This is a genomic window from Acetobacter thailandicus, from assembly GCF_011516655.1.
Lineage (GTDB): Bacteria > Pseudomonadota > Alphaproteobacteria > Acetobacterales > Acetobacteraceae > Acetobacter > Acetobacter thailandicus.
The window spans coordinates 483,194-500,684 of sequence record NZ_WOSV01000002.1 but is presented as its reverse complement, the minus strand read 5'-3'; the positions used below and the strand labels follow the sequence as shown (position 1 = coordinate 500,684).

At 51.5% G+C, this 17,491-nt stretch carries 18 protein-coding genes; 7 read left to right on the top strand and 11 right to left on the bottom strand.

Going from position 1 to position 17,491, the window contains the following annotated elements; genetic code table 11:
• Positions 1-89: 89 nt before the first annotated feature.
• The 7 genes from GOB58_RS05030 (at position 90) to GOB58_RS05000 (ending at position 7,471) form a co-directional block, all read left to right on the top strand.
• Positions 90-674, top strand: a complete 585-nt coding sequence (locus GOB58_RS05030) for an amino acid synthesis family protein (RefSeq protein ID WP_194299616.1) — start codon at positions 90-92, stop codon at positions 672-674.
• The gene (locus GOB58_RS05025; RefSeq protein WP_086553454.1) at positions 667-1,491 is read left to right on the top strand and encodes an alpha/beta fold hydrolase; all 825 of its coding nucleotides are present in this window, start codon (positions 667-669) and stop codon (positions 1,489-1,491) included. Before GOB58_RS05030 ends, GOB58_RS05025 begins: the two co-directional genes overlap by 8 nt.
• Positions 1,492-1,557: 66 nt before the next feature.
• Positions 1,558-2,595: an LLM class flavin-dependent oxidoreductase gene (locus GOB58_RS05020; protein ID WP_086553453.1), complete on the top strand. Its 1,038-nt coding sequence runs from the start codon at positions 1,558-1,560 to the stop codon at positions 2,593-2,595.
• A gap of 11 nt (positions 2,596-2,606) precedes the next feature.
• Entirely contained in the window at positions 2,607-4,079 is a 1,473-nt protein-coding gene (locus GOB58_RS05015) for an aldehyde dehydrogenase (protein WP_173559503.1), read from the top strand.
• 8 nt (positions 4,080-4,087) lie between these two features.
• On the top strand, positions 4,088-4,411 hold the full coding sequence (locus GOB58_RS05010) for an NIPSNAP family protein (protein ID WP_086553451.1): 324 nt from the start codon (positions 4,088-4,090) through the stop codon (positions 4,409-4,411).
• On the top strand, positions 4,408-5,823 hold the full coding sequence (locus tag GOB58_RS05005) for a purine-cytosine permease family protein (protein WP_173559502.1): 1,416 nt from the start codon (positions 4,408-4,410) through the stop codon (positions 5,821-5,823). The genes GOB58_RS05010 and GOB58_RS05005 overlap by 4 nt, the downstream gene beginning before the upstream one ends.
• 433 nt (positions 5,824-6,256) lie before the next feature.
• Positions 6,257-7,471, top strand: a complete 1,215-nt coding sequence (locus GOB58_RS05000; protein WP_242005220.1) for an acetyl-CoA C-acyltransferase — start codon at positions 6,257-6,259, stop codon at positions 7,469-7,471.
• 101 nt (positions 7,472-7,572) lie between these two features.
• Here the strand turns inward: GOB58_RS05000 and GOB58_RS04995 are convergent, their stop codons facing one another.
• From GOB58_RS04995 to GOB58_RS04945, 11 genes are all read right to left on the bottom strand, one after another.
• The gene (locus GOB58_RS04995) at positions 7,573-8,508 is read right to left on the bottom strand and encodes an AEC family transporter (RefSeq protein ID WP_086553449.1); all 936 of its coding nucleotides are present in this window, start codon (positions 8,506-8,508) and stop codon (positions 7,573-7,575) included.
• Positions 8,502-9,401 (bottom strand): triphosphoribosyl-dephospho-CoA synthase CitG, encoded by a 900-nt coding sequence (citG, locus tag GOB58_RS04990; RefSeq protein ID WP_173559501.1) that lies wholly within the window; start codon positions 9,399-9,401, stop codon positions 8,502-8,504. The genes GOB58_RS04995 and citG overlap by 7 nt, the downstream gene beginning before the upstream one ends.
• Entirely contained in the window at positions 9,398-9,931 is a 534-nt protein-coding gene (gene citX, locus GOB58_RS04985) for a citrate lyase holo-[acyl-carrier protein] synthase (RefSeq protein WP_173559500.1), read from the bottom strand. Before citX ends, citG begins: the two co-directional genes overlap by 4 nt.
• Before the next feature lie 24 nt (positions 9,932-9,955).
• Entirely contained in the window at positions 9,956-11,473 is a 1,518-nt protein-coding gene (gene citF, locus GOB58_RS04980) for a citrate lyase subunit alpha (RefSeq protein ID WP_173559499.1), read from the bottom strand.
• An 11-nt stretch (positions 11,474-11,484) separates the two neighbouring features.
• Complete coding sequence (locus GOB58_RS04975) at positions 11,485-12,351, bottom strand: aldolase/citrate lyase family protein (protein ID WP_086553445.1); 867 nt, start codon at positions 12,349-12,351, stop codon at positions 11,485-11,487.
• Positions 12,348-12,644 (bottom strand): citrate lyase acyl carrier protein, encoded by a 297-nt coding sequence (gene citD / locus GOB58_RS04970; RefSeq protein ID WP_086553444.1) that lies wholly within the window; start codon positions 12,642-12,644, stop codon positions 12,348-12,350. The genes GOB58_RS04975 and citD overlap by 4 nt, the downstream gene beginning before the upstream one ends.
• Positions 12,645-12,664: 20 nt before the next feature.
• Positions 12,665-13,702: a [citrate (pro-3S)-lyase] ligase gene (gene citC / locus GOB58_RS04965; protein WP_086553443.1), complete on the bottom strand. Its 1,038-nt coding sequence runs from the start codon at positions 13,700-13,702 to the stop codon at positions 12,665-12,667.
• A gap of 17 nt (positions 13,703-13,719) precedes the next feature.
• Positions 13,720-14,145, bottom strand: coding sequence for a lipocalin-like domain-containing protein (locus GOB58_RS04960; protein ID WP_233127598.1), 426 nt, complete (start codon positions 14,143-14,145; stop codon positions 13,720-13,722).
• Between the two features lie 270 nt (positions 14,146-14,415).
• Entirely contained in the window at positions 14,416-15,849 is a 1,434-nt protein-coding gene (locus GOB58_RS04955; protein ID WP_173559498.1) for an FAD-binding oxidoreductase, read from the bottom strand.
• A gap of 86 nt (positions 15,850-15,935) precedes the next feature.
• Positions 15,936-16,469, bottom strand: coding sequence for a hypothetical protein (locus tag GOB58_RS04950; RefSeq protein ID WP_173559281.1), 534 nt, complete (start codon positions 16,467-16,469; stop codon positions 15,936-15,938).
• On the bottom strand, positions 16,466-17,455 hold the full coding sequence (locus tag GOB58_RS04945; protein WP_173559497.1) for an L-threonylcarbamoyladenylate synthase: 990 nt from the start codon (positions 17,453-17,455) through the stop codon (positions 16,466-16,468). Before GOB58_RS04945 ends, GOB58_RS04950 begins: the two co-directional genes overlap by 4 nt.
• Between the last annotated feature and the right edge of the window lie 36 nt (positions 17,456-17,491).

Here is a 17,491-nt window from a genome sequence, read left to right as displayed (position 1 = left end):
TTTTTATCGTCGATACTATGGTATACCATATTATTGTGAACCAGTAACGAATTCTGGTGCCAGTCATCAAAACACAGGGGAGTGCGATAATGCTGTCATTACGCAAAGTGGTTCGTTATTCAGAGACGACCTTTATCGAAGGCGGGCGTTCTGCCCCAAAGCCACTGCAGATGTTCGGTGCGGCTGCAGTGCTGACCAACCCATGGCATGGCCGTGGTTATGTTGAAGACCTTAAACCTGAAATTCATGCCATTGCCCCTGAGCTTGGCAAGCTGCTGACTGCTGAGATCATTGCTATGGCAGGCAGTGGTGATGCGGTTGAGGCATATGGCAAAGCAGCCATTGTAGGCACTGCCGGTGAAGTTGAACATGCTTCTGCTTTGATCCATACGTTACGATTTGGCAATCATTTCCGCACAGCTGTTGGTGCTAAGTCATACCTGGCCTTTACCAACACACGTGGCGGGCCAAATGCCCCTATTTCTATTCCGCTGATGGATAAAGCTGATGAGGGCCGCCGCTCACATTATCTGACCCTTCAGTTTGCTATTAACGACAGCCCGGCACCTGACGAGATCGTTGTCGCCCTTGGCGCTTCAATTGGTGGTCGTCCGCATCATCGTATCGGTGACCGTTATGCTGATCTTAAAGAGTTAGGCAGCACAAATGGCTGAAACATTCTTCCTTAAGGATGGTACATGCTGTCAGGCAGAGCGGTCTGAAGTTCAGGGTGCATTGCCTGTGGTGTTCATCCACGGAGTAGGAATGTCTCATCGTTTCTGGGCTCCGCAGATGAAGGCTTTTGCCGGTCAGCGGAGCTGTGTTGCCTATGACATGCTTGGTCATGGGGAAAGTCCTCTGCCGCCTGAGAAGGCAAAGCTGGAGGACTACGCCACTCAGCTCGATCGTGTGCTTGATGCAAACGGGTTTGAGAAGGCGATTATCGTCGGCCATTCTATGGGTGCGCTTGTTACATTGCAGTATGCCCTGACCAAACCAGAGCGTGCTGCGGGTATTGTGCCCATGAATGCAGTTTTTCAGCGCAGTGCAGCTCAGAAAGCGGCTGTGCTGAAACGACTGGCCGAACTCAATAGTGGCGAGGCCCGCCTTGATGTGTCTGTCACCTTAAAGCGCTGGTTTGGTGATGTGCCGGCTCCTGAGGCGACAGAGGCCTTTACGGCACTCAAACAGGCTTTGGAGCAGGTCAATCCGGTTGGCTATTCAAGAAGTTACGCACTTTTTGCGACTTCTGATGAGGTGCATGCCGCTGGTCTTAAACATCTTGCTATGCCGGCCTGTTTTCTTACCGGTGAGTTCGACCCGAATTCTACCCCGGCTATGTCAGAGGCTATGGCACGTCTTGCCCCGCAGGGTTACGCCGTCTCTCTGCCAGGGGAGCGCCATATGATGAGCTTTATCTCTCCGGCTGCGACCGATGCCGTTCTTTCACAATTTTTCGCTCAGGTGGATGCCGCGTCCATGACTGACTGATTGCACATACTCCTCTTTTCATAAGACGGACGAAAATGAGCAATCCCATTAAGGAGATTGGAGTTTATGAAGTTTTCACTCTTTGTGCATATGGAGCGCACGGCTCCTGAAAAGTCGCATAGTGAGCTGTTCAGCGAACTCGAAACGCTGGTGAAAATCGCTGAAGACGGCGGAATGGAAACAGCGTGGATTGGTGAACATCATTGTATGGAGTTCACTATTGCACCCAACCCTTTTATTAATATTGCTTATCTTGGTGCAAAAACGAAGCGTATAAGGCTGGGTACGGGCACGGTTGTTGCGCCTTTCTGGCATCCGCTCCGTCTGGCAGGTGAGGCCGCTCTGGCTGACCTTGCGTGCCAGGGCCGGCTTGACCTTGGCATTGCACGCGGTGCTTACCAGTTTGAATATGAACGCCTCTCTCCCGGTCTTGATGCTATGGAAGCCGGCAAAAAGATGCGCGAAATGGTGCCGCTTCTGCCCGCTTTGTGGAAAGGTGACGTGACGCATGAGGGTGAATTCTGGCGTTTCCCTTCTTCTACGTCAGTGCCAAAACCTGTTCAGTCCGAGCTGCCGGTATGGGTTGCCGCGCGTGACCCCAATTCTCATGCATTTGCCGTGGCCAATGGCTGCAATGTGCAGGTGACCCCGCTTGCCGCAGGTGATGAAGAAGTTGAATCGCTCATGGAGCGTTTTAACCAGGCCTGTCAGAACAGCCCCGATGTGCCCCGCCCTGACATTATGCTGCTGATGCATGGTTATGTGGCTGAAAATGAAAAAGACACAGAAGCAGCTGTGAAAGACCTTGCTAAATTCTATTGTTATTTCGAATCATGGTTTCAGAATAAAGCCCCGATTAAAAATGGTTTTATCGAAGCACTGAGCGAAGAGCATATTGCCTCTCACCCTCGCTATACACCAGAGAATATGAAGAAAAATCTGGTTGTGGGCACCCCTGATGAGGTGATTGAGCGCATTCGCGGATATGAAAAAATGGGCTATGACCAGTTCAGCTTCTGGATTGACAGCCTGATGCCGTTCGAGCGCAAAAAAGCCTCTCTTGAGCGGTTTGTGCGCGACGTGATGCCTGCATTTGCAGCATAAGGGCTGACCTGATGAAGACGTTTCATTATTATATTGACGGGCGGTTTGAAGACGGGGAGGCACGCTTTGACAGTGTTGACCCTTCAACCGGTGAAGTCTGGGCAAATATGCCAGAAGCCCGCACGGCTGATACCGACCGTGCTGTTAAAGCTGCTGACCGTGCGTTAAATGACGCGGCCTGGCGTGGTCTTACTGCCGCGGCACGTGGCAAACTGCTTTATCGCCTTGGTGACCTGATAGAGCAGAATGCTTCTGATCTTGCTGATCTGGAGACGCAGGATACCGGCAAAATTGTGCGCGAGACAAAAGCGCAGATTGCTTATGTTGCTGAATATTACAGATATTTTGCAGGTCTTGCTGATAAAATTGAAGGACGTGTGGTTCCTGTCGATAAAAAAGACATGGATGCCACAACGCATAATGAGCCTATCGGGGTTGTTGCTGCTATTGTCCCGTGGAACTCGCAGCTTTTTCTCTCAGCTGTTAAAATTGCACCCGCAATTGCAGCAGGCTGCACGGTTGTGCTCAAAGCATCAGAAGAAGCCCCGGCACCGCTCCTGGCTTTTGCAAAGCTGGTACATGAAGCAGGCTTTCCGCCCGGTGTTATTAACATCATCACCGGCTTTGGTGCAGAGTGCGGGCGTGTTCTGACGTCTCACCCGCTGGTGGCACGCGTAGCTTTTACCGGCGGACCAGAAACAGCCCGTCATGTCGTGCGTAATACAGCAGACAATTTTGCTCACCTGACTCTTGAGCTGGGTGGAAAATCTCCTGTCATGGTCTTTGATGATGCAGACCTGGACAGTGCAGCTAATGCGATTATTGCCAGTATTTTTGCAGCAACCGGGCAAAGCTGTGTAGCGGGTTCACGTCTGCTTATTCAGCGTGGCGTTTATGATGACCTGCTGGCGCGCATTGTCGAAAAAGCAAAGCGTATTCGCATTGGTGTGCCGTCAGATTTTGCGACAGAGATGGGCCCCCTGGCGACGCGTCAGCAGCGCGATAAAATTGAGCGCGTGGTGGCAGAAAGCCTCGAAGCCGGTGCCACACTGATTACTGGTGGGGCTGTGCCGCAGGATATGCCACAAAAGGGCAATTACTATCTGCCCACTATTCTTGATTGTCGTAACACGTCAGCATCAGCCCTGACAGAAGAGCTTTTTGGCCCTGTTCTGGCGGTTTCTGTGTTCGATGATGAAGATGATGCAGTTGCACAGGCGAATTCAACTCGTTTCGGTCTCGCATCGGGTTTGTTTACGCGTGATATTGGTCGTACCAGTCGTATGGTCAAACGTATCAGAGCAGGCATTGTCTGGGTCAATACCTACAGGGTTATTGCACCTTCTATGCCTTTTGGCGGGTACGGCGATACCGGCTACGGCCGGGAGGGAGGCGTTGCCTCCATTTATGACTACCTTCGTACGAAATCAGTGTGGATCTACACATCGGATGAGCCAATCGGTGACCCCTTTGTCATGAGGTGAGGTGTAGCATGTTTTATGAAATTCGGACTTACAGGCTCAGGACCGGATCACTACCAGCTTACATCAAAGATGTAACAGAAGAAGGCATTGCCATTCAGAAGAAACATCTTGGAACACTTATCGGCTATTATTTTTCTGAAATAGGCCAGCTTAATCAGATTGTTCATATATGGGCCTTTACTTCCCTTGATGACCGTGAAAAGCGCCGGGATACCCTGGCGCGAGACCCGCAATGGGCGGCGTTCATACCACGTCTTCAGGCGCATATAGAGACGATGGATAATAAGATTATGAAAGGCATGCCTTTTCTCGAAAGTGAGGTGAAGTCATGACCGAAGTAGCTCATGATCTTTCAGATAACAGTGCGCTTATCGAAGAAAACAGTGCCTCTTATGTGCCACTCAGTGCACGCCATGGCCGGGTTTCAGACCTTTTTACCCTGTGGTTTACAACCAACATTGCCCCTTTGCCGATTGTAACCGGGGCTTCAATCGCAGTGACCTCCCATTTGTCGTTATTCTGGGTCGCCAGTGCTATTTTCAGCGGGCATTTTCTGGGCGGCTGTGTTCTGGCAGCCTGTTCAGCGCAGGGGCCACGTATGGGGCTGCCCCAGATGATTCAGAGCCGTGGCCAGTTTGGGCGCTATGGTGCTTTGCTGATTGTTTTAATTTCTTCTCTTCTCTATCTTGGGTTTTTTACATCCAATACAGCTCTTGGCGGGCGGGCTCTGCATGGTCTGATACCGCAGATTGACCCTGGTTATGGTGCAGCCATTGCAGCGCTTGCTGCGGTTGCTATTGGTATATTTGGTTATAATACCATTCATTTTCTCAACCGTGTTGGTATGTGGTTTATGGGGGCAGCTATCCTCATCGCTTTTGTTGAGGCGGTGCATAGTCTGCCTGATACGGTCTGGACAATCGGGCCATGCAATCTTTTCGGGTGGTTTCTATGCTTTTCCACGGCTTTAGTCTGGAACACATCTTACGCCTGTTATACGTCTGATTACTCACGCTATCTTCCTGAGACAGTCGGGCTGAAACGTCCCTTTATTTCCAGCCTTGCCGGTGCAGCTATTGGTGCATCAGTGACATTTGTTTTCGGGGCAGTGCTGGCAGCAAGCAGTTATGCGTCGTCTGACCCGATGTCAGCTGTGGCTGCTCTTGGCGGTAGTCTTGGTTCAGTTCTGCTGTGTCTGTTTGTGCTTAATATTATCAGTCATAATGCGCTGAATGTGTATGGTGGTGTGCTCACACTGATTACAATTATTCAGACATTCTCTGCCTCGTGGCAGCCTAAGCGTATGGCCCGGGTGATTATGTCAGCTGTTGTGCTGACAGGCTGCCTGACTGTAGCGACTGTGTTTGAAAAAAACATTGTTTCTACTTTTATTAATATCGTGGTTGCTTTGCTTAGTGTGCTGGTCCCCTGGGTGACAGTGAATATTCTCGACTTCTATGTTGTTAAAAAAGGATCATACGATATTGATTCCTTTTTCCGTGCAGATGGCGGCATTTACGGTTTGTTTGATGTGCCTGCCTGTCTGGCTTTTCTTGCGGGCGTTGTTGTGCAGCTGCCAGTGACCAGTAATGCATTTTTCTCTGGCCCGCTGGCACATCTCTTTAACGGTATTGATATTGGTTGCTTTATCGCACCGCCGGTAACGGCTCTGGTGTTTCTTACATTAAAACGTAAACACATCGGTGAAGCGCGCGAGCGACTGGCAGCAACACAGCTGTCATAATTTTTCAGGTTTTATCCTGAGCTGACGGGTCAGGGAACATGCTGTCTCTGGCCTGTCAGCGTTTAATCACTTCGGTGCACAGTCGCATATTTTCAGGCTTTCGGCCATCAGGGCCGAGGGTATCAGAGGCCTGAGAGCTTCTCACCTCGCAGCATGTCTCTGCATTAAAATCAAACAGACAGAGTGCGTTATTGTTACACTCCTGTTTTTATGCGTAAGAGAAAATAATAAAATGTTCTTGTTTTTTAATAATAATTATAAAAAATTATGTTTATACTAACGTAAATAATTATAGAAATAATACTTATAGTTGTTTTATTTGTTATTTTATTTTCGTTATTTATTTTGAAAATTATATTATAGATTTTACTATAGTGCAGGGGCGCCGGTAAGGGCTGTTTACACAGCTACGTGCTCCTCTGGTGTAAGTGTGATGGATAATGTGATGGCCCAGGCTTTTATTTGTGACTATGTGCGTACACCTGTCGGATGTTTTGGGGGCGTATTATCCTGTGTCAGAGTTGATGAGCTTGCGTCTGTTCCGCTCGCAGCTCTTACCGCTCGTAATAAGACAGTCGACTGGGCGGCCGTTGATGATGTGATTACAGGTTGTGCCAGTCAGACGGGTGAAAGCAGCCGTAATATTGCCCGCCTGGCTTTGCTGCTGGCAGGTTTACCTGTGGAGGTGAGTGGCACGACAGTGAACCGGCTGTCTGGCTCAGGGATGGAGGCTGTCATGACTGCAGCCCGGGCGATTAAGGCGGGAGAGGCTGAGCTGATTATTGCCGGTGGTGTTGATAGTATGAGCCGTGCAGCTCTTTTGCTCCCGGAGGCAGATATTATATTTCCGCGCAGCGAAAAACACGACATCAGTCTGGCTTCGCGTTTTCTTAATCCGAAAATCAGGCAGATGTACGGAGATTTTATTTCTTCTGTTACCGCTGATAAAGTTGCTCTTCATTATCATATCCCCCGCGCGGATCAGGACGCGTTTGCTGTCAGAAGCCAGATTAAGGCAGCTGTGGCACAGACAACGGGGCGCCTGCTTAAAGAAACAGTGTCTGTCACAGTGCGACAAAAAGGCGGGGGGGATCATGTCATCGTTAAAGATGAAATGCCGCATCCGGTCAGCCAGGATTTTTTATCGGGACTGAAACCTGTTAACAGCTGCGAGGGCGCAACCGTTACCGAAGGGAACTCAGCAGCTTTGAGTGATGGTGCATGTGCTTTACTGATTGCGTCAGAACATGCTGTAGAAAAATATGCTCTTACCCCTCTGGCGCGCATAACCGGGGCTGTTGCTGCGGGTGCTTCTTTCCGGGCGGGAGGAGCCGGCGGCGCTGGTGCCGCAAAAAAACTTCTGAAGCGGCTGGGCTGGAATCCTACCGAGCTTGATCTTTTAGAAATTAATGAAGAATTTGCCTCTCAGGCGCTGGCGACATTGCGCGTTATGGGGATCGCTGATGATGATTTGCGGGTTAACCCCAATGGTGGCGCGATTGCTATGGGGCATTCGCCAGGCATGTCAGGTGCCAGACTTGTCGGCACTGCTGCCTTAGAGCTTTCTTTGATGGCTGGTAAACTGGCTCTGGCAGCGACAGAAACTGATGACGGGCAGGGAATTGCTGTCGGGCTTGAGCGGGTCTGATCAGTTGCTAACTGCGCAATGTGACCAGAAATCAGATAAGATTTTTTATAATCAGGGTAGTTTGGCCCCTGTCACTGGTGTGACAGGGGCTGCACAGCGTTTTACTCCGCTGTCAGTGCGATCAGGGCACCCATCGTAAATACGGACGCGACCGTCGAGAAAAAGACCGTTGAAGCAGCCTCTCTCTCTCCTTTTTTGATCTGGCTTGAGAGCATAACAATGACAGAAGCAGAAGGCATAGCAAATGTCAGGACAACTTCACGCAGATAGAACGGTGACAGATGTGCTGCGATAGCCAGCCCCCATGCGACAACCGGTGCGATAATGTTACGGATGGTAACAGAGGTCAGCACCATAGAGTTCAGAACAGGTTTCATGAGGCAGAGCAGAATACCTGCGGCGAACATGGCTGCACCGCCGGTTGTTTTGCCCAGCATAACAAACGATGTGGTGAGTAGGTGAGGGATATGGAAACCCGAGAGAACCCACACAAAGGCAGCCAGAGGGGCAAGAACCACAGGCTGTTTGCCGGCCTGTACCAGGTGTGACATCCAGTTGTCTGACTGTCCCATGGTTTCGGGATTGTCGCTGGCAAGCAGGAAGTAAAGGATAGGGATGAGCACAACGTTAATTGTCAGGCTGGCCAGTGATACGGCAAGCGCGCTCTGGCCACCAAAGAGAAACCCAAGCACGGCTGAGCCGACAAAAGGCACGGAAGGGTTACCCACAGCCATAGCCTGAAGGGCAGCGAGGGAGACCGAGCGTTTAAAGACAAAGCGTGAGAACCAGTAAGTCAGCAGGAAGCTGAGAATCATCCAGGCAATAATAATGGAGGCAAAGCGGCCTGAATTCAGAATCTGGTCACGATTAATGCGGGCAATGCCAACAAAAAGGTCCATAGGCAAGGCAAATTTCAGGACCATACGGTTAATAGCGGTTGCCTGGTCCCGGTTAAACATCCCAAGGTAAGCGCCAAGATATCCGAGCATCATTGACAAAACTACGGGAAAAATTGCCCCGCAAATAGTCTCTAACATACGCTTTCTCTTTCAGCTGATGCGCCCTCTCCTTTAGAGAATGCGACCTGTATATAGTAAAGGAATAACATAACAGACAGAAGGTCGGCACTTCCGCCGGGGCTTATGCCCTGGCTGGTAAAAGCAGCATTAAGAGCTTCTGTCTGATGTCTGAGGTCAAAATCTCCTTCTTCCTTCAGGGCGAACAAAATCTTCTGCGCCTGCTGCTGAACAAATTTCAGGCCAGATAGTCCCGCTCTCGAAATGACATTGGTGTCTTCATTGTATGACATCAACGTGAGCAGGGAAATCAGCTCTGCGTGATCAGCGGGCATTCCCTGTGTTAAAGCCCCGGTATAAGCGGGCAGAGCATAGCGGCATACTGTCGCAAACCCCCCTTCTGCCTCGCCCCGTGCACCGCTGAGGCCATATGTCAGATAAATTTTTTCACCGGCAGTTAAAGTATTGTTACGTTTTGCCTGCCCCAGATCTTTCTCTGTCAGGTTGTGACAAATGGCTGATACTTCAGCGCATAAGGTAGCAACATTTACAGTGTGGTGTTTTGCTGTAAGGCGGCCTGCGGCCCCGCATAAAAGGCCAAGGGCAAACACTGCGCCCTTATGTGTGTTAACGCCCCCTGTGGCTTTGAACATAGCCTGTTCACAGGCTATGCCGGTTTTGCGTAATGCCTGAAGTGCCAGGGGAGGGGAGAGGTTTGCAGTAACAGAACCCTGCTCATAAAACAGTTTAAAAAAAGGGCTGATAGCATCAATGCTGAGCAGAAACAGGGCGTAATCCATGTCGGTATGGGCACCGTTATTATAACGGTCAACCAGGCCGGGTTTGGGCGAGAGGCTGACCTCTCTTAAAAGGGCATAACGTGCCAGGTCAGATATAGTGGCTGCATTTATCACATGTGCCTCTCTTTTCTGTAGAGTTCGAAAAGACTTTTAATTTTATCTTTAAGCTGGCTCAGTGTATGAGCCCGGCTGCGGGCGCAGCCCAGTGCCTCATTGTCACATACAAGGCAGCGCCTGGGTGGCAGGCCGAATTGCTGCCGCGAGAGTATGGTCATATCCGGCAGTATAACATCCAGGTCCCATAATCGCCCGATGGGGTGTGTTTCTTCAAGCTGTACAACAGCGTTTTTTATATCGCTGGCAGAAGAGCCGCTGATGACAAAAAAGGCTTCAGGCCCGGCAGGGCTGTGATAAGCCTCTTCGTGCACAACTTTCCAGGGGGGGCTGCTGAAGACCTCGCGCAATGTCTGCTGTGCGACATCAAGAACGTCGCGATATAAAGCGGTTGATTTATTGGGGCCCGGGGCCACAACCGTTGCAGATATCAGGGGGAGGTTAAGCTGGTTTAAAAGCTCATGCTGCCTGCGCGCACGGTCCTCCCGTGCGCGCAAAACAGTATGAAAAGTATCAAGGCCTTGTGACATAGCATGAAGGCCCTTTTCTGTTCGTTATGGCGTAACCTGGCGCACAACATCCATCACGCTGCCATCGCGGTAGCGCACGACGGCGACCACTTTGTCAGTATAAGCGATGGGGTCAGGTTTGCCGGCCCGTGCAATAGCCAGATCTCTCAGCTCTTCGATAGTTGTTACCGGCAGTTTTGCATCGCGCAGGCGTTTTTCAAGATCAGGGTTGTTGGGGTTCACGGCAATGCCGTGGTCGGTGACAACCACATCAATTGTCTGCCCCGGGGTAACAACCGTGTTCACGCTGTCAACGATACAGGGCATGCGGGCCCGCAGTAGCGGTGTAACAATAACTGTCAGGTTTGCTGCTGCAGCAACGTCACAATGCCCGCCTGAAGCGCCGCGCATTATACCGTCAGAGCCGGTCAGCACGTTGACGTTGAAGTCTGTATCCACTTCAAGTGCGCTGAGCAGCACAACATCAACACGGTCAACAAATGCCCCTTTTGATGTGGCATTTGCATATTCGTTAGCTGAAATCTCTGTATGAGCTGTGTTGTCTCTGAGTGAGTGAGCAGCAACAGTGTCGAACGACTGCACATCGGCAATCGCTTCAATCATGCCCTTATTGAGCAGGTCAACGATCGGCCCGGTAATACCACCAAGGGCGAAGCTTGCCTTGATGTTTTTCTCGACCATCTTTTCACCAAGGAAGATCGTCGTTGCCGTTGCTGCACCGCCTGAACCGGTCTGCAATGAGAAGTTGCTCTTGAAAAAACCTGAGTTTTCAATAACCGAGGCTGCAATACGTGCCAGCATCAGGTCGCGAGGGTTCTTGGTCAGACGGGCCGCACCAACACTGATCAGAGAAGGGTCGCCTACTTCATCAACCGTAACAACTGCATCGACCTGATCCTGCGACAGGCTGGTGGGGTAGTTAGGGTAGTCAATCAGTTCCTGCGTCAGCACCACAACATAGCGGGCAAACTGGGCATCAACCTTGGCATAGCCCAGAGAGCCGCAGCTCAGGGCGCCGTGGCTGCCGTTTGCATTGCCAAACTCGTCAGCTGATGCAACCCCAAGGAAAGCCACATCGATCGAGAGCTCGCCTGTCTGCAGCAGATGCACACGGCCACCGTGTGAGTGAATCTGGACCGGAGTGTCCATCACACCATTAGAGATGGCTTCACCCAGCTCACCACGCAGACCAGATGTAAAGATTTTGGTAATGACACCTGAACGGATATACTCAAGCAGCCCGTCATGGCAGTTAAGCAGAGAGCTGGGAGCAATAGTCAGGTTTTTAAAGCCCATTTCAGCAATGGTCTTCATCACCTGCATAACGACCTTGTCACCCTCACGAAAAGCGTGGTGGAAGGAGACGGTGTCACCGTCCTTCAGGCCGGAAGCTTTAATGGCTTCCTCAAGGGAAGGGATCAGCTTGCGGTGATATTTCTGGTTTGTATTCGCCAGCTGAGGGGATTTTGCATACACACCTTCAAATTCGGGAAGGTTGTGCTGTGCGGCATAATCCTGAGCGCGTTTTTTATCGTATGACATAGGATCCTCCCTCAGGCGTTTTCAGCAAGCAGAATAACGCGTTGTGCTTCGTGAATAACGGGCGGGTCAATCATCTTGCCGTTAAGGGAGACAACGCCCAGTCCTTTCTCCTGTGCCTCTTTTGCGGCCTGAAGAACCTGGCGGGCATGGTCGATATCTTTCTGCGCGGGGGCGTAGGCTTTGTGCAGAAGGTCGATCTGTCGTGGGTGAATGAGTGACTTGCCGTTATAGCCAAGGTTTTTGGCAATCTCTACTTCACGCAGAAAGCCTGCATCATCATTGACATCACCATAGGCAACGTCGAAGGCATCAATCTTTGCTGCCCGCGCCGCATGCAGCACGGCTGCACGGGCATAAAACAGTTCAGGCTCGCTGCCTGCACTGCGTGAGGTCTGCATATCAACCAGATAGTCAAACCCGGCCAGGGCAATAGCCACCATACGGGGGGTTGAGCGTGCAATAGCAACCGAGTTTACAACACCACAGGCCGATTCAATAGCGGCCATAATTTTGGTGTCGCCTGCTTTGCGGCCACAGTCTTTTTCGATTTTCTCAATGCGCTGTTCGATTTCTTTAACGTCATCGACACTTTCTGTTTTTGGCAGGCGCACAATCTGCACACCGCCGCGCACAGCCATGTCGAGGTCGTCTTCCCAGAAAGGTGTATCAACGCCGTTGATCCGCACAACGGTTTCAATGCCGTCATACAGGTTCGTCTGTAATGTGTTAAACACCAGGTGGCGGGCTGTGTCTTTTTCGGTCAGACTGACAGCATCCTCAAGGTCAAACATGACAGAGTCAGGTTTGTAAATGTAGGAGTTAGACAGCATCCCGGCATTAGAGCCGGGAATGAACATCATGCTTCGACGCAGCTTCATGACTGCCCCCCGAATTTCACGTTTTTTTCATCAGCTGCACGATAGACAGCCGCTTCAACACGAGCTCTTATAACGCAGTCGAGTGCGCCCTGGTCTCTGACGTCGACTTTGGCACCTGTTACCCCACATTTCGCCAGAGTTTCGCTGATCGCTTTTCTGATGGCGTTGCCATATTGCTTTTCGACCTTGCTCTGTAATGAGAGCTTAATGTCGTCAGCATCGTTGGGGCTCACAACAACAAGGACGTCACTGGACTCCAGAGTGCCGGCCATGCCCTTTTGTATGACTTTCACAACGATATCTCCTTCTCCGTTTAGGATTGAGTGTGTGTACGTCTGATAAATTCAAATGTAGATGGAGGAACCAGTTCTTTGATTGCTTCAAAGTTACCGGCTTTGATAAGCTCTCTGACGCGCGATGCTGAGATAACAGCAGTACCACATGTCTTTCTTTCCAGTTCTTTCAGTTCAACCGGCTTACTGTCGCAGGGGTATGTGCTCAGAAATTTTCTGAGGACAACATTGTACATAGCTGTTGTTTTATCGAGCGGCTCTGTACCGACATAGCGCACACTGACATTAAGAGCAGGGGCGATATAACGACGGAACATAAGAGCATCGACCGCAGAGGCCTGTTCGTTCACTGCGGCGCGGTCTTTAAGAAAATAGCCCGGAAAAGTGGCGTGAGAGATGATGTAGTCTGACCCTTCGTGAACAATCACGTTTTTAAGGTCAGCAACACCCTTGCGCACCAGTGTCAGACGATCCTGGTATGAGAAGAGAGAAACATCTTCCTTCACCAGAAAAATATGCACTATGTCACAGTCTTTACTGGCCTGTTCGACCAGATAACGGTGCCCGTTGGTAAACGGGTTAGCATTAAGCACAATGCTGCCGGTCAGCGCTCCTTCTTTTCTGAAGGCGCGGAGTGCTTCGATATAGTGTTCGAAAGCAGCCTGGTCATAATGCAGAAAGGCTACAGCACCCGGGATTTCTACAAGCGTTGAAAATCCCCATCCACGGAACAGGCGGATGTTACTATATTTGGTATAAAGAAACAGGTCATCATATCCTGCCGTAAGGCCACATTTGATGACTTCGGTTGCAAGCTTCAGACTCAGGCCTGCATCGCGGAACTCTTCGCTGGTGCAGACACATTTTATCACGTTCTGGTCCAGGCCCGCACAGCCCGCAAGCCGGTGGTCTGCGGTAGTGTGTGCCAGAACAAAAGTATCAATATTTTCATCCGTCTGCAGATCACGGGCCGCAAGAAACGGCCTGATTTCTGCCAGGGCAGACTGAAGCCCGGCCCCTTTAACAACTGAGAGTGTGATGTCGTCAGATGAAGTCATAGCGCGTGCTACGAACGTTATTTGGCGCGCTGGAATTTAATGATACTGCGTGACATCTGATCCTTTGCCCAGTTTGGCATTTTACGCCAGGGAGTTACAACCTGAATAGTGTCACCAAGCAGTGTCACGGTGCGGCGCTGTTCGCTGCCCACCCACTCAGGTGCCCATGCTGTCTGCACTTTTGTAACCCACTGATTACCTTCAATCCGGTAACGGCCGATGTAAGCCACCAGTGTGTTCATAAGTTTAGCGCGGTCCTGGTCTGTCTGAGCAGGGGTGCGCCCGGTGCCTTCAAGGTTGAAGGCAACCCAGCCATCATTGGTGAAAATAACACGCCCGCGGGGATGATCTCCCATAGCGTCAATAAACTCACCGGTTGACTGCAGTTCAACCTGGTATGAAACGAGTTCCCACGTTCCAATAATTGATTCGGCTAGCGCCATGGCTGCTTCCTTGTCGGATTTCACTGATGCGCTCATACTAACCTTCAATGTTGTTGAATGTCTGTTTATTTCGTCAACAAACATAGTCACAACAGAGTGTTTTGCTACGCACATCAGAGGTAAATGACCTTTGCGTTAAACGCAACAATGCTGCCATGACCCCATCAGGGGTGAGGGAGACTGCCCGTAGCAGGGCAGTTTGCCGGCGTTATTCTCCCTCAGGTCAGGGAGAACAGGCCGGGGAATGTTTGTTTTTATTTATATTTCGCCTCAGGCAGCCGGAAAAATTTTGCCAGGGTTCATCAGGTTGTGCGGGTCCAGAGCGGCTTTAATTTTTTCCATGGTCGCGAGTTCAGCCCCGCCACGCCATGACGGCATCATGTAGGTTTTAAGCTGGCCAACGCCGTGCTCTGCTGAGAATGAGCCGTCATATTTGCGTACAATTTCAGCCACTGTGTCCATAATCGCGTGGTCCTGGCTCAGAAAAGCCTGCGAGTCTCCGCCTTCAGGCTGCACCAGGTTAAAGTGAATGTTGCCATCACCAATATGGCCAAAGGGTGCAACACGAATACCAGGGATCAGGGCTTCACAGCGCTGCGTGGCTTCGGTGATAAAAGCAGGAATAGCGGAAAGCGGGACAGAAACATCGTTTTTAACCGAAGCCCCTGCGCGTTTTTGTGCTTCAGCATGTTCTTCGCGAATCATCCAAAGTGACTGACGCTGGGTTTCACTTTCAGCAAGCACAGCATCTGAAATCAGCTCTTCTTCAAAAGCCTGTTCAAGCACACTCTCCATCAGGGTGCGCAGGCTGTCATCACTACGTGTGCTGGCCAGTTCAACCAGGGCATAAGCCGGTGCAGGTTCAGACAGAGGCAGCGTGCAGTTATCGATCAGTGTTGTTACCAGGTTCATGCTGGTGCCTGACATATACTCAAAAGCCAGAACGGCTGACGGGTCATGTTTACGAAAAGCAGCAAAAAGCGCCAGGGCCTGTTCAGGGCTCTGCACGGCACACAGCGCCGTCTCACGCGAGCGGGGGCTGGGCTGCAGCTGTATAATAGCGGTGGTAATCAGCCCCAGGGTGCCTTCTGCTCCGACAAAAAGCTGACGCAGCGGGTAACCGGTATTATCTTTGCGCAGTCTGCGCATCAGGTTGAGTGTGTTGCCGTCGGGTAAAACAACTTCGAGGCCCAGCGTCAGCTCACGGGCATTGCCATAGCGCACCGTGTTGTTGCCACCTGCATTTGTGGCGATAACACCACCAATATCAGCTGACCCTTCAGAGGATATAGAGAGTGGCAGCATCAGCCCCTCGCGGGCTGCGGCCTCCTGAGCGGCTTTAAGAGTGACACCGGCTTCAACTGTCATTGTCAGGTCGCCGTGGTCAATGTGGCGAATGCGGTTCATACGTGTGGTTGATATAATAACGGCTCTGCCACTGTCGTCAGGGGTGGCGCCACCGACCATGCTGGTATTACCGCCCTGAGGCACCATAGGCACACCATGCTCTGCACACAGAGCAACAGCTTTTGCACACTCTTCGGTCGAGGCGGGGCGCAAAACAGCAGCACACCGGCCCTGATAGAGCATCCGCCAGTCTGTGCAGTATGATGCTGTATCATCTGTTCCGGTCAGCAAACCTGCCGGGCCGAGCAGATCTTTCAGGGCGGTATGCAGAGAGGGAGGCAGAGATGAGTCAGACATAGTTTAACCTTGTCGAAGAGCAGTGAATCCAGAGAAATATAAAAAAGCCGGGTCATAATGCGCAAAAGAGGCGTTGCGGCAATCAGTCAGTAGAGATAGCGGGCATTATCTGTGACAACATGCGTTGCTGTATGAAGGAGGACGTGAAGGATCTCGGCTGTGGCGGCTCCGACGATAAGACCAGCACTAAAAAGAGCAAAGATCATCACCCTGCTGGGGTAGTGCCTTCTGGTAATCAGCTCCGCCAGCTCCATCTCAGTTTCTTTTCGCAGGCTTATGGCATATTGCAGCTGCGCGTGCAGCTTGTGCGTATAATTGCGTGTGGCTGTCAGCTCTTCGCTGGTTTCATTGAGCGTGGTGCGCATCTGCCCCAGGCGGGCAAGATACTCTTCTGACTTATCCTGGGTTTGTGCTTTCGTATTTTTAAAACTGCTACGCCATGAAGGATCGTCAGTGATAGTCTGAAACAGGTTTTTAAGTGCTCCGCCCGTAATTTTATTACGTCTTGCCCGCGCTTTAATGGCATCAAGGGCAGAGGCTGACTGCCCCTGTTCCTCATCAAGAATCAGCGCGAGAATGTCAGAGAGCGTTTTAAGCTCCTTGGGGTCAAACGCTGTCATGCCTGGGGTTGTCCGGGGCGGGGGGCTGCTGCGCGGCGCAGGCGGTCCTGTATGGCAAGGCCGATGCCGCTGGCCGGAACAGGCTGCACAGCAAGAGCAGTAAAGCCGTGCTGCGCGCCCAGTGTGTCAAGATAGCGCAGGCCCTGAAAGAGGCGGGCAGCAGCTTCTTCAAGGTTGCCTGTTTCACTCAGGTTCCATACCGCCCCCGCTCCGGTGAGAGGAGCCGGGCCAAAAGCCAGCAGGGCTTCATGTTTTTCAACACTGGTTGCGTTCAGCCGCACTGGCAGAGCCGGTGCGTAGTGCGAGAGCATGCGCCCGGGGGAAAGGGGGGCTGCGTCAGCTTCACTCTGAGGAAAGGCGAAGGGGCCACAGATTTTTTCGAGTGCTTCAGCCGGAATGCCACCATGGCGTAAAAGTACAGGGCTGCCAGGGGCAGTCAGGTCAAGTACGGTGCTTTCAAGACCGACGGCACAGGGGCCGGTATCAAGAACCGCATCAATTCTGCCATCAAGCTCGTCAAAGACATGTTCAGCTGCTGAGGGGCTGATCCGCCCTGAGCGGTTGGCAGAGGGGGCCGCAACCGGCCGGCCGGTAAGCGCCAGGAGTGAAAGCACATGCTCGCCACGCGGCACACGCACCGCCAGGGTGCTGAGGCCATCAGCCGCCAGATCAGAGATGGTGCTGCCCGGTGCCCGTGGCAAAATGAGCGTTAATGGGCCAGGCCAGAACGTTTCAGCAAGGAGATGAGCCAGCGGGCTGGCGATAACCTGAGAAAAAGCAGCTTCGGCGGAGGGAAAATGGCTGATGAGCGGGTTAAACCTGGGGCGGTTTTTGGCCTGAAAGATACGCGATACAGCTTCAGGTTGTGTGGCATCTCCGCCCAGGCCGTACACGGTTTCCGTGCCAAAGGCGACAAGCCCGCCCTGACGCAGAATGTGCGCAGCAGTTTCGAGGCCGGCCTGGTTAGCTGTAAGACGTTTTGTCATGCTTTATTTAAAGTGCTGTGTCTGAAATGTCTGAAA

Coding starts and splice junctions, on each gene's coding strand:
- GOB58_RS05030 (WP_194299616.1), top strand. CDS start 90: ATGCTGTCATTACGCAAAGTGGTTCGTTATTCAGAGACGACCTTTATC.
- GOB58_RS05025 (WP_086553454.1), top strand. CDS start 667: ATGGCTGAAACATTCTTCCTTAAGGATGGTACATGCTGTCAGGCAGAG.
- GOB58_RS05020 (WP_086553453.1), top strand. CDS start 1,558: ATGAAGTTTTCACTCTTTGTGCATATGGAGCGCACGGCTCCTGAAAAG.
- GOB58_RS05015 (WP_173559503.1), top strand. CDS start 2,607: ATGAAGACGTTTCATTATTATATTGACGGGCGGTTTGAAGACGGGGAG.
- GOB58_RS05010 (WP_086553451.1), top strand. CDS start 4,088: ATGTTTTATGAAATTCGGACTTACAGGCTCAGGACCGGATCACTACCA.
- GOB58_RS05005 (WP_173559502.1), top strand. CDS start 4,408: ATGACCGAAGTAGCTCATGATCTTTCAGATAACAGTGCGCTTATCGAA.
- GOB58_RS05000 (WP_242005220.1), top strand. CDS start 6,257: ATGGATAATGTGATGGCCCAGGCTTTTATTTGTGACTATGTGCGTACA.
- GOB58_RS04995 (WP_086553449.1), bottom strand. CDS start 8,508: ATGTTAGAGACTATTTGCGGGGCAATTTTTCCCGTAGTTTTGTCAATG.
- citX (WP_173559500.1), bottom strand. CDS start 9,931: ATGTCACAAGGCCTTGATACTTTTCATACTGTTTTGCGCGCACGGGAG.
- citF (WP_173559499.1), bottom strand. CDS start 11,473: ATGTCATACGATAAAAAACGCGCTCAGGATTATGCCGCACAGCACAAC.
- GOB58_RS04975 (WP_086553445.1), bottom strand. CDS start 12,351: ATGAAGCTGCGTCGAAGCATGATGTTCATTCCCGGCTCTAATGCCGGG.
- citC (WP_086553443.1), bottom strand. CDS start 13,702: ATGACTTCATCTGACGACATCACACTCTCAGTTGTTAAAGGGGCCGGG.
- GOB58_RS04960 (WP_233127598.1), bottom strand. CDS start 14,145: ATGGCGCTAGCCGAATCAATTATTGGAACGTGGGAACTCGTTTCATAC.
- GOB58_RS04955 (WP_173559498.1), bottom strand. CDS start 15,849: ATGTCTGACTCATCTCTGCCTCCCTCTCTGCATACCGCCCTGAAAGAT.
- GOB58_RS04950 (WP_173559281.1), bottom strand. CDS start 16,469: ATGACAGCGTTTGACCCCAAGGAGCTTAAAACGCTCTCTGACATTCTC.
- GOB58_RS04945 (WP_173559497.1), bottom strand. CDS start 17,455: ATGACAAAACGTCTTACAGCTAACCAGGCCGGCCTCGAAACTGCTGCG.